Annotated in this window: 13 protein-coding genes; 5 read left to right on the plus strand and 8 right to left on the minus strand. The window is 74.1% G+C overall.

From position 1 onward, the window contains the following. The first annotated feature begins 101 nt into the window (after positions 1-101). Positions 102-1886, plus strand: a complete 1785-nt coding sequence (locus CRP52_RS00970; RefSeq protein WP_179852640.1) for a SpoIIE family protein phosphatase — start codon at positions 102-104, stop codon at positions 1884-1886. Positions 1887-1933: 47 nt separating this feature from the next. Here CRP52_RS00970 and CRP52_RS00975 read toward each other — a convergent pair whose 3' ends face one another. After that, positions 1934-3148, minus strand: a complete 1215-nt coding sequence (locus CRP52_RS00975) for a trans-sulfuration enzyme family protein (protein WP_097234606.1) — start codon at positions 3146-3148, stop codon at positions 1934-1936. 124 nt (positions 3149-3272) lie between these two features. Next, entirely contained in the window at positions 3273-3644 is a 372-nt protein-coding gene (locus tag CRP52_RS00980; RefSeq protein ID WP_097234607.1) for a hypothetical protein, read from the minus strand. Between the two features lie 227 nt (positions 3645-3871). On the opposite strand from CRP52_RS00980, the gene CRP52_RS00985 reads away from it, so the two are divergent. Beyond that, a complete protein-coding gene (locus CRP52_RS00985; protein ID WP_097234608.1) occupies positions 3872-5554 on the plus strand; it encodes an LCP family protein in 1683 nt (560 codons plus the stop codon). Between the two features lie 150 nt (positions 5555-5704). On the opposite strand, the gene CRP52_RS00990 is transcribed toward CRP52_RS00985, so the two are convergent. The 4 genes from CRP52_RS00990 to CRP52_RS01005 all read right to left on the minus strand — a co-directional run bounded on the left by CRP52_RS00990 (position 5705) and on the right by CRP52_RS01005 (position 8591). Continuing rightward, entirely contained in the window at positions 5705-6391 is a 687-nt protein-coding gene (locus tag CRP52_RS00990) for a double zinc ribbon domain-containing protein (protein WP_097234609.1), read from the minus strand. 69 nt (positions 6392-6460) lie between these two features. Continuing rightward, entirely contained in the window at positions 6461-6685 is a 225-nt protein-coding gene (locus tag CRP52_RS00995) for a hypothetical protein (protein WP_179852619.1), read from the minus strand. Between the two features lie 247 nt (positions 6686-6932). Beyond that, a complete protein-coding gene (lepB, locus tag CRP52_RS01000; protein ID WP_097234611.1) occupies positions 6933-7931 on the minus strand; it encodes a signal peptidase I in 999 nt (332 codons plus the stop codon). Between the two features lie 63 nt (positions 7932-7994). Then, on the minus strand, positions 7995-8591 hold the full coding sequence (locus CRP52_RS01005; RefSeq protein WP_097239744.1) for a helix-turn-helix domain-containing protein: 597 nt from the start codon (positions 8589-8591) through the stop codon (positions 7995-7997). An 85-nt stretch (positions 8592-8676) separates the two neighbouring features. Between CRP52_RS01005 and CRP52_RS37955 the strand changes: the two genes are divergently transcribed. Beyond that, entirely contained in the window at positions 8677-9027 is a 351-nt protein-coding gene (locus CRP52_RS37955; protein ID WP_179852641.1) for a hypothetical protein, read from the plus strand. A gap of 102 nt (positions 9028-9129) precedes the next feature. Here CRP52_RS37955 and CRP52_RS01015 read toward each other — a convergent pair whose 3' ends face one another. Next, positions 9130-10293, minus strand: a complete 1164-nt coding sequence (locus CRP52_RS01015; protein WP_097234613.1) for a magnesium and cobalt transport protein CorA — start codon at positions 10291-10293, stop codon at positions 9130-9132. Positions 10294-10803: 510 nt separating this feature from the next. On the opposite strand from CRP52_RS01015, the gene CRP52_RS01020 reads away from it, so the two are divergent. Then, on the plus strand, positions 10804-12219 hold the full coding sequence (locus CRP52_RS01020) for an NAD(P)/FAD-dependent oxidoreductase (RefSeq protein ID WP_143685599.1): 1416 nt from the start codon (positions 10804-10806) through the stop codon (positions 12217-12219). Positions 12220-12278: 59 nt separating this feature from the next. Here CRP52_RS01020 and CRP52_RS01025 read toward each other — a convergent pair whose 3' ends face one another. Next, positions 12279-13139 (minus strand): ATP-grasp domain-containing protein, encoded by an 861-nt coding sequence (locus tag CRP52_RS01025; protein WP_257032213.1) that lies wholly within the window; start codon positions 13137-13139, stop codon positions 12279-12281. Between the two features lie 307 nt (positions 13140-13446). Here CRP52_RS01025 and CRP52_RS01030 point away from each other — a divergent pair, with 307 nt between their 5' ends. Then, complete coding sequence (locus CRP52_RS01030) at positions 13447-15048, plus strand: ABC-F family ATP-binding cassette domain-containing protein (protein WP_097234616.1); 1602 nt, start codon at positions 13447-13449, stop codon at positions 15046-15048. Positions 15049-15055 lie beyond the last annotated feature (7 nt).

The following is a 15055-nucleotide window of genomic DNA, read 5'->3' on the forward strand; positions in this document are numbered from 1 at the left end:
CCCGCCCGGCGGGCACCGGCTCCGCTACAGCACCGTCTCCGGCCGGTCAAGGTTTCACCCACTTGTGGGCGTGCCGCGCCCCGGCGCGTGATCATGGGCGTATGCACTTCCGGCACGGCAACCGAGCAGAGGGCTCACCGCCCGGCACACCGGTCACCCGGTCCCTGGCGGCGACGGCGGCTTCCCTCGCGGCCAGGCTCGGCGCGATCACCGGCAGTGACGACAGCAACCGCCGGGACGGCGGGAACGGCGGGACGGACGGGGACGACGACGACCCCGATCTGCTTCGCGCGGCCCTCGCCGCCGCCCCGGTCGGCGTCGCCGTGCTCGACGCGCGGCTGCGCTGGCAGTACCTGAACCCCGCCTTCCTCACCGCCACCGGCCTGCGCCGCGCCGACCTGCTCGGCCGCGCCGCCGAGGCCACCGCCTTCGCCGGCGCCGCCGCCACCCTGCGCCGGGTGCTCGCCGACGGGCGTGACCGCGAGCACGCCACCGGCGGGCCCGAGGGTCCGGGCCACCCCGTCCCGCCCGGCCTGCGGGTGCGCTACCGGCCGCTGCGGCACGCCGACCGGATCACCGGCGTGATCGTCGTCGTCCTGGACGGCCCCGACCCGGCCCGCGCGCAGCTCCGCGAGCTCGACCAGGCCCGCGCCCGGCTCGCGCTGCTCGACGCCGCCGCCGAGCGGATCGGCACCACCCTCGACATCGCCACCACCTGCGCCGAACTCGCCGCCTTCGCCGTACCCGACCTCGCCGACCTCGCGACCGTCGACGTGCTGCCGCCCGAGGCCGAAGCCCCCCGGCCCGGCCAGGGCACGCCCGTGCGGCTGCACCGCACCGCGGCACGGTCCGTCCCCGCGCTGGCCGCCGCCCTCGCCGAACTCCCCCGGCCCGGCGAATCGGTCCGCCACCGTGAGGGCTCGGCCGCCGCCCGGAGCCTCGCCGACGGCATCGCCGTTCTCGCCGAGACCGGCCCCGCGGACTCCTGCCCCGCCGACACCTCCTCGCTGCTCGTGCTGCCGCTCGCCGCCCGCGGCCGCCTGGTCGGGCTGCTCACCCTCGGCCGTACCGCCGCCGGCGTCCCCTTCGACGCCGACGAGGCCGCTCTGTTCGGCGACCTCGCCGCCCGCGCAGCCGTCGGCATCGACAACGCCCGCCGCTACAGCCGCTCCCAGGGCATCGCCCTGGAGCTCCAGCGGGCGCTGCTCAGCGAGCCGGGCAGCCCGCACCAGAACCTTGCCCTCGCCTCCCGCTACCTGCCCTCCGGCAGCAGCACGGTGGTCGGCGGCGACTGGTACGAGACGGTCCGGCTGCCGTTCGGCCGCACCCTGCTCGCCATGGGCGACGTCATGGGGCACGGCGTCGAGGCGGCCGTCGACATGAGCCACTACCGCTCCGCGCTGCGCGACATCGCCGGGATGGACCTGCCCCCGCACCGGATCCTGCGCCAGCTGGACAACGTCATCTCCGCCGACGACTCCGCCCGCCCGGCGACCTGCCTGCTGGCCCTCGCCGACCCGGGCCGCGGCCGCTGGACCCTCTCCAGCGCGGGCCACCTGCCGCCCGCCCTGATCGCGCCCGACCGTCCCACCGAGCTGCTCCGTGTCCCCACCGGCCCGCCGCTCGGCACCGGGCTCGGCGGCTACGAGCAGACCGCCCATCCGCTCACCCCCGGCCAGACCCTGCTGCTCTACACGGACGGCCTGGTGGAGCGCCGCGACGAGGACATCGACACCTCCCTGGAACGGCTGGCCGCGCTGCGCCTGCCCGCCACCGGCGACCTCGACGACCTGCTGGACGCCGTCCTGCACGCCCTCGCCCCGCCCCCGGCGCCCACCGCCGAGGACGACATCGCCATCCTCGCCGCCCGGGCCAAGCCCCGCTGACGACGGCCGCCCGGATCGAGCCGTTGCAGTCACCCGCCCCCGGGCGTTCAGACCTTCGCCAACGCCTGCTCGACGTCCGCCCACAGGTCCTCCGGGTGCTCGATGCCCACCGACATCCTTACCAGCCCCGCACCGATCCCGGCCACCGCCAACTCCTCGTCCGACAGCTGCCGGTGCGAGGTGCTCGCCGGGTGCAGGACCAGGCTGTGCACCCCGCCCAAGGAGGGTGCGAGCGAGGCCAGGCGCACGGACTCGGTGAAGGCCCGGGCCGCCTCGCGGCCGCCGGCGAGGTCGAAGGAGAGGACGCCGCCGTGGCCGTCGGGGAGGAGGCGGCGGGCCAGCTCGTGGTCGGGGTGGGCGGGCAGGCCCGGGTAGTGGACGGCAGTGACAGCGGGGTGGGTGGCGAGGCGGCCGGCCAGGTCGAGGGCGCTCTCGCAGTGGCGGCGGACCCGCAGGGCGAGGGTCTGCAGGCCGCGCAGGGTCAGCCAGGCGGCGAACGGGTCGATGGCGGCGCCGAGTTCGAGGGAGTGCTGCCACACCGTGCGGTGCGCTTCGGCCTCGGCGAAGACGGCGATCCCGGCGAGGACATCCGAGTGCCCGCCCAGGTACTTGGTGGCGGAGTGGACCACGATGTCGGCGCCGTGCTCGATCGGGCGGCAGAGCAGCGGGGTCGCGAAGGTGTTGTCGACCACGCTCACCACGCCCACCCGCTTGGCGACGGCGATCAGCCCGGGCAGGTCGGTGACCCTGGTGGTCGGGTTGGAGACCGTCTCCAGGTACAGCAGCCGGGTCTGCGGCCGCAGGGCGGCCCGGACCTCCTCCGGGTCGTCGCCGCCGACGTGGGTGACCTCGACGCCCCGGCGTTCGGCGAGGTCGACGAGCAGGGCGTGGGTGCCGCCGTACAGGCTCCGCTGGGCGATCACGTGGTCGCCGGCGCGCAGCAGGGCGAGCAGCACGGTGGAGATCGCGCCCATGCCGGAGGCGGTGGCGAGGGCGCCGACGCCGCCTTCGAGGTCGGCGACGGCCTGCTCCAGCGAGCGGACGGTCGGGTTGCCGTGCCGGTTGTAGACGAACGCACCGTCCGGTCCGGCGAAGGACCGTGAGAGCGCGTCACTGGAGTCGAAGGCGAACAGGTGGCCCTGGTGCAGCGGCACGCCCATCGGCCGGCTGCCCAGTGCCTCGGCGAGCGGCGGGTGGACGACCCGGCTCTCGGGGCGAAGTCGGTCCTGGCCCTGGTCCTGGTGGCGGTGGGAGTCGTTCATGCCGCCCATCCTCGGGCGCCCGCACCGCCCGGACCAGGGCCAATCGCAGCCGAGTGGCCTGCTCCGGGCGGGAGTTCCGGCCCCACCGCCCGGGAAAGCCGCCCGGCGTCCCTCGCCGGCCCGGCTACTTGCGGCGGCCGAAGATCCGCTTCGCGGCGTAGACGATCCCGACGATCAGCAGCACGAAGAGCAGGATGATCAGGATGACCACGACCAGCAGGAACTTGCCCAGCTTGGCGAAGAAGCCCTTTTTCTTCTTCTTCTCGTCCTTGGCCGCGAGGTGCGCGACATCGGCGGTCGAAGCGGTCGACGTGATCGAGGCGGTCGAGGCGGTCGAGGCGGTCGACGACGCGGCCGACAGGGTGCGCGGCGCGGCGGCCGCGACGGTCCGGGGTGCGGCCACCGCCGTCGCGCTCGACGCCGCGGCGGTGAGGCCGACGGCGGCCAGCAGGGCCACCAGGGCGCCTGCTATCGAACGTGCGATCCGGTGAGTCATCGTGCTCCTCGTACGGGTCCGGGATGGCGTGGCCGTGTTCGGCCAATCAAGCAATTTCTCATGGTCTGACCAGCAGGTTTTCTGGTCCGCGCCTAGTATGCTCCACTGAAGTTCTACAGCGGTGTAAAAGTTTAGCGACGGGCCTCGCCCGGATCGGCTCCGGCCCCGGGCCGCGCAAGCCCACCGCTTCGACGGGGGGCACCGTGGCAACTGTGGAGGATGACGACATGTCTGGCCGCAAGGGTTCCCCCGAATCCGGGATTTCGCCGCGCCGGGCGGGCGGACGGCGGGCGGCGGGCGGGAAGGGCACTCCGGAACGGTGTGCCACGGACGGCCAGGACGCCAAGAAGATACCGGACGCCCGCTCCACCGGGCGGGCCAAGAAGAAGCCCACGAAGAAGCCCACGAGGAAGCCCAAGCGCAGCACCAAGGAGAAGGTGCTCTGGACGACCGCCGGCTGCACCGCGCTCGTGGTCCTCGCCGGCGGCGCCCTCTACTACCGGCTCAACGGCAACATCAGCACCTTCGACCGCGACGCCGTCAGCAAGGACCGCCCGGAGGCCGCAGCCCCGGACGCCCAGGGCCGCACCCCGGTGAACGTCCTGCTGATCGGCTCGGACAGCCGCGGCAACGGCAACAGCGACCTGGGCGGCGGCGGGGACGGCGGCGCCCGCTCGGACACCGCGATCCTGTTGCACGTCTACGCGGACCACAAGCACGCCGTCGGCATCTCCATCCCCCGCGACTCCCTGGTCACCATCCCGCCGTGCAAGCTCCCCAACGGCAAGTGGACCAAGGAGCAGAGCAATGTGATGTTCAACAGCGCCTTCTCCGTGGGCGACACCGAACAGGGCAACCCGGCCTGCACCCAGAACGCCGTCGAGAAGCTCACCAACCTGCGGGTCGACCACACCATGGTGGTGGACTTCAACGGCTTCGCCGCGATGACCAAGGCGGTCGGCGGCGTCGAGGTCTGCCTGCCCAACGACATCCACGAGGGGGACCTCAACCCCAACCTGGGCCACAAGGGCAAGCTGGTCTTCGCCAAGGGCAAGCAGCGGGTCGAGGGCCAGTCCGCGCTCGACTACGTCCGGATCCGCCACGGCATCGGCGACGGCTCCGACATCGGCCGCACCAAGCGCCAGCAGGCCTTCCTCTCCTCCCTCATCAAGGAGGTCAAGTCCCGCGGCATGGACCCGACCGCCCTGCTGCCGCTGGCCGACGCGGCCACCAAGTCGCTGACCGTCGACCCCGACCTCGGCTCGGCGGCCAAGCTGCTCGACTTCGCCATGTCCGTCAAGGACGTGGACCTGCACGACGTCAAGTTCCTCACCGCGCCCTGGCGTTACGAGGGCCCGCGGGTCGCCCTGGTGCACCCGGACATCGATCAGCTCTGGGCCGCGCTCAAGGCCGACCGCACCATCGACGGCCAGGACGCGAGCGCCCCGGCCGCCGCCGGCTCCGCCGCCCCCACCGCTCCCGCCGCCGAAGCCCCGCCCACCCCGACCGCCGCCCCGAACGCCAAGGCCGCCGACATCAGGGTCTCGGTGCTCAACGGCACCGGCGAGGCCGGGCTCGGCGGCAAGGCCGCGGAGGCCGTCAAGGGCGCCGGCTACACCGTCACCACCGTCGGCAACGCGGCCGGAAAGCCCCGCAGCACCACCGTCGTCGAGTACGGCGCGGGCGAGCGCACCTCCGCCGAGGCGATCGCCAAGCTGTTCCCGGGCGCGACCGTCCAGGCCGGCAGCAAGGGCATCAGCGTCGTCCTCGGCCACGACTTCGCGGCCGCGAGCGGCGCCAGCCCGGCCACTGGCGGCACCCCCGCCGCCCCGGCCCCGCTGCCCACCAGCGTCAGCGGCGCCGCCCGCTCGGCGGACGACGACCCCTGCGCCAACGTCTCGTACGGCTGAGCCCGCTCCGGCGGAGGGCCGAGCGGCGGCAGGCCGACGCGAAACGGCGGGGCGCTCCCGGACCAGCGGTCCCGGGAGCGCCCCTCCAGCGATCACCCCCGGGGCGGTGTCAGACGGCTTGTCCCCAGCCGTAGCCCCGTCAGCGCCGCGTCAGCGCCGCGTCCCGCAGGACGGGCAGAACGCGGCGCCGTCCGGGACGTCCTGGTGGCAGCTCGTGCACTGGACGGACTGCGCCAGCCGGTACCCGCAGCCCGGGCAGAACGGCGTGCCGTGCGTCTCGGTGTGGCACTGCGGGCAGACCAGCTGGCGCGGCGTGTTCACGTCGAACTCGGCGCCGGACTGCTGCCCGGCCCTGTACGCCCGCTCACCGGCCGCGTCGTTGAGGCCCCGGTGCTGCGCCGCCATCGCCTCGGCCGCGGTGTCCGGGGCGCAGTTGTGGCACAGGCCCTGGGCGGGGTTGAAGCAGCGGCCGCAGACGTAGTGGGTGCACCGGGCGCAACGGTTGAAGTGCGTCTGGGCGTTGGAGATCGCGCGCTGGAAGGCGGCGTCCCGCGTGCTCCCCCAGGTCTGGCCGGCCAGGCCGTCGGCGGCGTTGCTGATGGTGTTGGCGCTGCCGCCGATGAGGTTCCAGGCCGCGCTGACGCCCTTGCCTATCCAGCCGGCCATCTGACCGGTCCGGAACGCCTCGAACGGCGAGCGCCAGGTGTCCGAGCAGCGGTAGCAGTAGAACTCGAACTGGAAGCCCGCACCGGTACCGTGCTGCTCGCACAGGTCACGGTAGTTGCTGCTGAAGTAGATCTCCGAAGTCACGTCGTCCCCGGTTGCTGAAAGTGGCATGTCGGCGGTCGCTCCCAGGGACGATAGGGCTCGCCGAACGGTTCCGCCAAGGAGTTGCGACGCGGCTGCTCAGAGGCCCGACACCGGCAGCAGCAGCACCCGCGTCGGGTCGAAGCGCTCCCAGTACGCCGGCTGCCCGCTGCGGCCGACCCGCAGTCGGCACCACCGCCGCCCGGCCGCGTCCTGCCACCAGCCGCTGATCCGGCCGAGCGCCCAGGTGCCGTCACCCAGGTCCACCTCGACCGGCTGGTAGACCCACCGGACGTCCGGACCCGCCACACCTGCCGGGCCCACCGGATCCGCCGCACCTTCCACGCTTGACGCGGCTGCCCGGTCCACCGCGCCTGCCGGGTCCGCCGTCTCCCCGTCGCTCCGGGGACCGCACTGACTCTCCATCACGGCTCCGCCTCCCGGTCCGGCCCCGGCCGCCGCCGCCCGGTCAGGGACGGCCGCACGGCCGGGTGCAGCTCGTCCCCGAGACTCTACAGGCGTGTAGAGAAGGGCGGGAGGTGTTCGCCCGAAGCCGGGAAACCGGGCCGGTTCAACGGCTCTTTCGCCCCGACGCCCAACGGGCCGAGGCCCAGCGCCCCTTGGCCCCGGCCGCCGAGCGCCGGCGCCGCCACAGCGCGACCGGCAGGACCCCGGCCAGCGCGAGCGCATCCGGCACCGGCGGCGCCTCGAACGGGGCGCCGGCGGCCCCGGCCGCCCCGGCCGGCACCTTGTCGAAGGTGTCCGGGACCGGCAGGGTGGACCAGTCCGACAGCGGCCAGGCGACCACGAAGGCCCGGCCGACCACGTTGTCCACCGGCACGAAGCCGTCACCGGTCTCGTTGTGGTGCCAGCGGGAGTCCCGCGAGTTGTTGCGGTGGTCGCCCATCACCCAGAGCTTGCCCTTGGGGACGGTGATGCTGCCGACCGGATCGTTGTCGCAGGGCGTCGAACCGGGGAAGAGGTACGGCTCGTCCAGCGCGACGCCGTTCACCTTCACCGGGCCACCCGCCACGCACTCGACGGTGTCCCCGCCGACCGCGATCACACGCTTGATCAGGTCCTTCTCGTCCGCCGAGGGCATCAGGCCGACGGTGCTCAGCGCCTTCTGCAGGGTGCCCGTGAAGGAGTTGCCGGGGCTCGTCGGCACGCTCTCCAGCCAGCCGCCCGGGTCGCGGAAGACCACCACCTCCCCGCGCTCGGGCTTCGCACCGAACCACGGGGTGAACTTGTCGACCAGCACCCGGTCACCGATCGCCAGCGTCCGCTCCATCGAACCGGAGGGGATGGAGAAGGCCTGCACGAAGAAGGTCTTGATGCCGAGCGACAGCAGCAGTGCGATCACCAGCAGGATCGGCAGCTCCTGCCAGAACGGCCGCTTCTTGCGCGGGTTCTTCACCTCCGCACCCGCACCGGCGCCCGCACGAGTACCGGCGTCCGGGGCCGGGGCCGCCCCCTCCTCCGCCCCCGAACCGGCCCGGCCGTGTCCGGCCTGATCGCGTTCCCCGGCTCCGTCACTCTCACCGGACTCCGCGCTCTGCTGCACACTCATCTTCTCGGCCCCTCCCGACGGCCCGACGGGAGTCGTGGAGAAGACCCCCTGTCAGGAACGAACCTACCGAACAGAGGTTCCCGGTCGCGCCCGGACGTGCATACGCTCGCCCTGCGGCCCGAACAGGCTGAGGAACTCCACCGGGTGCGGGCCGGCGTTGCCGAAGGCGTGCGGGGTACGGGTGTCGAACTCGGCGGCCTCGCCGGCGGTCAGTACCAGGTCGCGCGCGCCGAGCACCAGCCGCAGCCGGCCGGACAGCACGTACAGCCACTCGTAGCCCTCGTGCACCTTCAACTCCGGCTCGGGCTCGGTGTTCCGGCCCGGCGGCACGATGTGCTTGAACGCGTGCATCCCGCCCAGGTGACGGGTGAGCGGGATGATCGTCTGACCGTTCCTGGTCACCGGGCGCGGGTGGATCCGCGGGTCACCGGTGGCCGGTGCACCGACGAGTTCGTCCAACGGCACCCGGTACTCCCGGGCCAGCGGCAGCAGCAGTTCCAGGGTCGGCTTGCGCTGCCCGGACTCCAGCCGGGACAGGGTGCTGAGCGAGATCCCGGTCGCGGCGGCCAGTTTGGCGAGCGTGGTGCCGCGCTCCCGCCGCAGGGCGCGCAGCCGGGGGCCCACCGTGGTGAGGACGCTCTCGAACTCTTCGTCGACCATGCCTGCCATTTGCCGCCATGGCAACGGCCCTTGTCAATCCGGCACACGGGTGAGGCCCTGCGTTCCGGGGCCCTATCCTCGCGTCATGCGCATCCACCTCACCCGGGACTCCGTCGCGGCCGGCGACGACATCGACGCCCCGCACCACGCGACGGTCGACCTGCCCGACGGCCTCGACACCCCGGACGCCCTCGCCGCCCTCGACCTCCCCCGCGCATGGCTGCCGCAGATCGGCGGCGGCCGGGCCACCTGGGTGGTGCGCGGCGCCGACGGCACCCCGCTGGCCGTCCTCGCCCAGCAGTGGCCGCAAGCGCGCCCGCTCCCGGCCGGCCTGGGCCCGCTCGCCGCTCTGGCCGGGCCGGACGGCACCGTCCGCCTGCACGTCGAGTACCGGCGCCAGCTCGACCCGGACGCCGAGTACGAACGGCTCGGCTGAGTCCTTGACGCCGCCGGGTGCCGTTCTTGACGCTTCCTCAGTGCCCTCCCGGCGGAGGCCGGTTGCGGTCGGAACCGGGTTGCGGTCGGAACCGGGTTGCGGTCAGAGCCAGTTGCGGCGCTTGAAGACCAGGTACAGCCCGGTGCAGACCAGCGCCATCAGCCCGATCGCGAAGGGGTAGCCGAAGGCCCACTTGAGCTCCGGCATGTCCGTGAAGTTCATCCCGTACACCGTCCCGATCAGGGTCGGCGCGAACAGGATGGCGGCCCAGGAGGAGATCTTCTTGATCTCGTCGTTCTGGGCGTGCCCCGCCTCGGCGAGCTGCTTCATCTCCTCGTTCTGCCGCTGCGAGACCAGCGTCGCGTTGACGGTCAGGATGTTCTGCAGCATCTGCCGGAAGCCGTCCACCCGCTCGGCGGCGTAGGTGGCGTGGTCGGCCACGTCGCGCAGGTAGCGCTGGAGCTCGTCGTCGGTGCCGTACTTGCCGAAGCCCGCCTCCAGGCTCTTCATGATCTCCAGCAGCGGCCGGGTGGCCCGCTGCAGCTCGATCACCTCGCGGGACAGCTCGTAGATGCGGCGGGAGACCTGCGGGTCGCCGCCGAACACCTCGGTCTCGATCTCGTCGATGTCGTGCTGGAGCCCGGCGATCACCGGCGCGTAGCCGTCCACCACGGCGTCCAGCACCGCGTACAGCACCGCCTCCGGGCCCAGCGCCAGCAGCTCCGGGTCGGCCTCCAGCCGGCGGCGCACCGCGGACAGGTCCGGGGCCTGGGAGTGGCGGACGGTGAGCACGAAGTCGGGGCCGACGAAGAGGTGGATCTCGCCGAAGTCGACCTCCTCCGCCTCGTCCAGGTAGCGGGCGGCGCGCAGCACCACGAACAGGGTGTCGCCGTAGCGCTCCAGCTTCGGCCGCTGGTGGGCGACGATGGCGTCCTCGACGGCCAGTTCGTGCAGGTTGAACCGGTCCGCGGCCTCCAGCAGCTGCGCCGCGGCGGGGCGGAAGAGGCCGATCCAGGCCATCGCCCCCGGCTGATCGGGCAGCGCGCGGTAGATGTCGGCCAGGTCGCTGGGCGTGTCCGTCCGGCGACCGTCCCGGTAGACCGCCGCGTCCACCAGGGAACGCTCCAGCGCCACCGGGTCGACCGGCTCGTCGGAGCGCGGATCCATCGAGTGCTCGGGCGCCGGCTGGGTATCCGCGGGCCGGGTCGCGGGACGGGAGAACGGACGCTTGCTCGCGCGCACGGCGCGCACACGCCAGTCGGACATGGCGGGGAACCTCCACGGTGGATGCCCGGCCGTCGTGCCCCGGCAGGGGCGGGCCGGAGGCGCCCGGCCGGCCGCCACGCGCACGGCGCGACCGGCGGCACCCGAGCCGGGAGGCCGGGGTCAGCGCCGCACGGGAGCCGTACGGGAGGAGGAATGCCGGGTGCCGCGAGTGGTGCGGGACAACCGGGGGCGGGGCCTACTTCGGCCCGTACTACTGCACTCCACGGCTCCCACCTCCTCGTCTCCGCGCGCCCGCGCAACCGGACGGGCGCCGACACGACCCCGTCGAGTCTAGTACCCGCCCGACCCGCTCACCCACCGGGCTGCCTCACACGGCTGCCCCGCCGGGCTGCGCGCCGCCCCGGCTACCCCTGGATCCGGCCCCGGGTCCGGCCCTCGGCCCACGGTCCGGGTCCGGGTCCGGTTCCGCGTCAACAGCCGTCCCGTGCAGCGGCGTTCGTCCAGGTGAAGCCGGTACGGAGGGGCGTGCGCGCCACTACGCTACGTGTCATGACTTCTTCGGAGAGGGCCCCGGGGCGGGGCACTGCGGTGGTGATCGGCGGCGGGCTGGCCGGGTTGGCGGCGGCCTGGGCGCTGCGCGGCTTCGCGGAGCGGATCGTCGTCGTGGAGCGGGACCGGTACCCGGCGGAGGCGGCGTTCCGGGCCGGAGTGCCGCAGGGGCGCCACGCGCACCTGGTGCTGGAGGCCGGGCACCGGGCGCTGGAGGAGATGATGCCCGGGATCAAACAGGAGCTGACGGCCGCGGGCGCGCTCCGGGTGGCCGCCTCGGAGGTCAAGTGGCTCAGCTCCGCCGGGTGGATGGCCGACTACCCGGCGCGGATGGCCTTCCTCTCCTGCACCCGGCCGGTGCTGGACAAGCTGGTGCTGGACCGGGTCCGCACCGAGGCCTCGATCGAGTTCCTGGAGGGCACCGACGTGGTCGGCCTGCTCGGGTCCGCCGGGGCGGTGACCGGGGTGAAGGTGCGCGAACGCGGCCCGCAGCGCGACTCGGAGCAGGGCTCGGAGCAGGGCTCGCAGGGCTCGGAGCCGGGCTCGCCGCGCGACTCGGTGCGCGACTCGGTGCGCGGCGAAGTCCGTGACATCGCGGCCGAGTTGGTGATCGACGCGGCGGGCCGCTCGACCGCGGTGCCGAAGTGGCTGGCGGAGCTCGGCTGCCGTCCGGTGCCCGAGGAGCGGGTGGACGCGGGCGTCGCGTACTCCTCCCGGCTGTTCCACCGGCCGGCCGGGGTCGACCTCGGCGGCCAGGCGGTCTACCTCCAGACCAAGGCCCCGGACGCACCGCGGATGGGCGTCCTGCTACCGGTCGAGGACGACCGCTGGATCGTCAGCCTCGCCGGGATGCGCGGCGCCGAACCCGAGCCCGGCGAGGAGGGGTTCGCCAAGCACCTGGCCGGACTGCGCGACCCGCTCCTGCGCGAGGCCCTGCGGGAGGCCGAACCGGCGGGCGAGGTCCGCGGCTTCCTTCCCGGCCCGGGCGTGCGCCGCCACTACGAACGCGCCTGCCCGGAAGGCCTGGTGGCGGTCGGCGACGCCGCGAGCACCTTCAACCCGGTGTACGGCCAGGGCGTCACCGTCGCCCTGTTCTGCGCCCGGGAACTGCGCCGCACCGCGCTTCGGCACGGCGGCATCGGGCACGTCACGGCCCGGGAGGCGCGGCGCGCCATCGCGACGGCCTCCAAGAACCCGTGGGTGATGTCCTGCGCCGAGGACGCCCGCTTCGACACCACCACGGGCGCACCGTCCGGCGCCCTGCTCAGGCTCCAGCACCGCTTCCTGGACAAGGTGCTGGCCGGCGCCACCCGCGACCCGGTGGTCACCGAGGCGTTCCACGAGGTGCTGTCCCTGGTGGCGCCGCCGTCGCTGCTGTTCCGCCCGTCGGTGCTCGGCGCCGTCCTGCGGGGCTGACCGGGCCGCCGGGAGCCGTACCAGAGCGGCGGTACGGCTCCCGGCGGCGGTCGCGCCCGCTACCCGTCGAGGTGCGCCGCGACGTACGGCAGCGCCACCTGTTCCAGCGCGCCCCGGCCGAACGCCGGGTGGACGTTGACCTCGAAGACCACGCCGCCGCTCTCCGCAGCGAGGTCCACGCCCGCGAGGTCGAGCCCCAGGGAGGCGGCTGCGGAGATCGCCAACTCGGCTAGCCCGTCCGGTAGTTCATGCTCCTCTAGTAGGGTGGACACGGCGCCGCGGCACTCGTTGCAGGGCGCGTCCGGGTCCGCCTGGACGTGCTCGACCGCACGCACCACCCGGCCGTGCAGCACCACCACCCGGTACTGGTGGCGACGGCCGTCCGGGAGGAAGTTCCGGGCGTCGCGGGCGATCAGCCAGTCCGCCCCCGCCCGCGCGTAGTGGCTCGCGGCGGCCGCGAGTTGGGCGTGGGTGGTGACGTGGAAGACGTCCTCGCCGCCCATCCCGACGCAGGGCCTGGCCCAGACGTCTCCGCCCAGCCGCTCGAAGGCCCCGGCGGCCGCCTGCAGGCTCGGCCGGGACAGTGCGACGCTGGGCATCTGCGGGACGCCGTCCCGGTGGAACCGGGCGACGGTGGCGTCCTTCTCGGTGGCCGCCCGCCAGGCCTCCGCGTCCGTCCCGAGCGAGCGGGCGCCGCACTTGCGCAGCATCAGCTGGGAGTCCTCGAACGCGCGGCGCCGGTGCGGCGGGATCTCGTAGACCACCACGGCGTCGGCGGTCACGGCCCGGCCGTCCGCCAGCAGCCGGACCCGGCCCCCGTCGTCGGCCTCGATCCGGCCGCTGCCGCCGGTCATGAAGTGCCGGGCGTCCAGCTGTACGGGTTCCCGGCCGGTCAGCGTCCGGGCGGCGGTGGCGAGCACCGTCCGGCTTCCTTCGGTCGAGCTGTGATCGGTCAGGAGTACGAGATCGCGTCGGCCCATGCGGCCATGGAAGCGGCCGTCGCGCGTCCGCGACAAGACGGCCCGGTGCGCCACCGGCGGGCCGCCGTGGCCGAAACCGCGCCGTACCTTTCCGCGCCGGCCGCACCGATTGCAGCCCCTGAATTCGGATGCGACCGCTCCCGGCGCCCGCTACCGTGGCCCGCATGTCGACGCCCCGAATTTCCTAGCTGACGGACCCGCCTCCACGCCACCCGTGTGTCCATCAGCTGTTTCGGAGCGTTATCCCATGATCACCACCCGTGGTGTCGACGTGCGCGTCGGCGCCCGTCTGCTGCTGTCCGATGTCACCCTGCACGTCGCCCCCGGCGACCGGATCGGCCTGGTCGGCCGCAACGGCGCCGGCAAGACGACCCTGCTCGCCACCCTCGCCGGGCAGTTGGCGCCCGCCGCCGGAACGGTCTCCCGGACCGGAGCCGTCGGCTACCTCCCGCAGGACTCCCGCACCGCCGACCCGGCCGCCACCGTCAGCGACCGCATCCTGTCCGCCCGCGGCCTGGACACCGCTGTCCGCGCGCTGCGCGCCGCCGAGGAGGCGATGGCCTCGGCCGGCTCCCCGGCCCAGGAGCGCCGGGCGATGGACGGGTACGCCCGCGCCGAGGCCACCTTCCAGGCCCGCGGCGGCTACGCGGCCGAGGCCGAGGCCGCCCGGGTCGCGGCCGGACTCGGGCTGCCCGCCCGGGTGATGGACTCCCCGGTCGGCACCCTCTCCGGCGGTCAGCGCCGCCGGGTCGAACTGGCCCGGATCCTGTTCGCCGACCACGACACCCTGCTGCTGGACGAGCCGACCAACCACCTGGACGCCGACGCCGTCGCCTGGCTGCGCGGCTTCCTCACCACCCGCCGGGGCGGGGTGGTGCTGATCAGCCACGACCTCGGCCTGCTGGAGGCGACCGTCAACCGGGTCTTCCACCTGGACCCGCAGCGCGCCGCGATCGACATCCACAACACCGACTGGCAGGCCCACCTCACCCAGCGCGCCGCCGACGCGCGCCGGCGCACCCGGGAGCGGGCCAACGCCGAACGCAAGGCCGCCGCACTGCACACCCAGGCGGACCGGATGCGGGCCAACGTCGCCACCGCGACCACCGCCCGCAGCATGGCCCGGCGCGCCGACCGGATGCTCGCCGAGCTCGAACCCGTCCGGCAGGCCGAGCGCACCGCCCGGATCCGGCTGCCCGAGCCCGCACCCTGCGGCCGGGTGCCGCTCGGTGCGATCAGCCTCGCCAAGTCCTACGCCGGCCGACCGGTCCTGACCGGCCTCGACCTGGCCGTGGACCGGGGCAGCCGACTGGTCGTGCTCGGCCGCAACGGCGCAGGCAAGACCACCTTGTTGCGGATCCTGGCCGGGCAGGAGAGCCCCGACGCGGGCCGGGTCGTGCCCGGACCAGGACTGCGGCTCGGCTACTTCGCCCAGGAGCACGACACCCTGGACCCGGCCCGCAGCGTCCGGGACAACCTCGCCCAGGCCGCACCCGACCTCGACGACGGCCGGCTCCGGCACGTGCTCGGCGCGTTCCTCTTCCGCGGCGACGACGCCGACAAGCCCGCCGGCGTGCTCTCCGGCGGCGAGAAGACCCGCCTCGCCCTGGCAGGCCTGGTCCACTCCGGGGCCAACGTCCTGCTCCTGGACGAGCCCACCAACAACCTGGACCCGGCCTCCCGCACCGAAGTCCTCGGCGCGGTCGGCACCTACCCGGGCGCCCTCGTGATGGTCACCCACGACCCGGGCGCCATCGAGGCCCTGCGCCCCGACCGCGTCCTGCTCCTGCCGGACGGCGACGAGGACCTCTGGCACGACTCCTACCTGGACCTGGTCGTCCAGGCCTAGGCCCACC

The organism is Streptomyces sp. 1331.2, assembly GCF_900199205.1.
Classification (GTDB): Bacteria; Actinomycetota; Actinomycetes; order Streptomycetales; family Streptomycetaceae; genus Kitasatospora.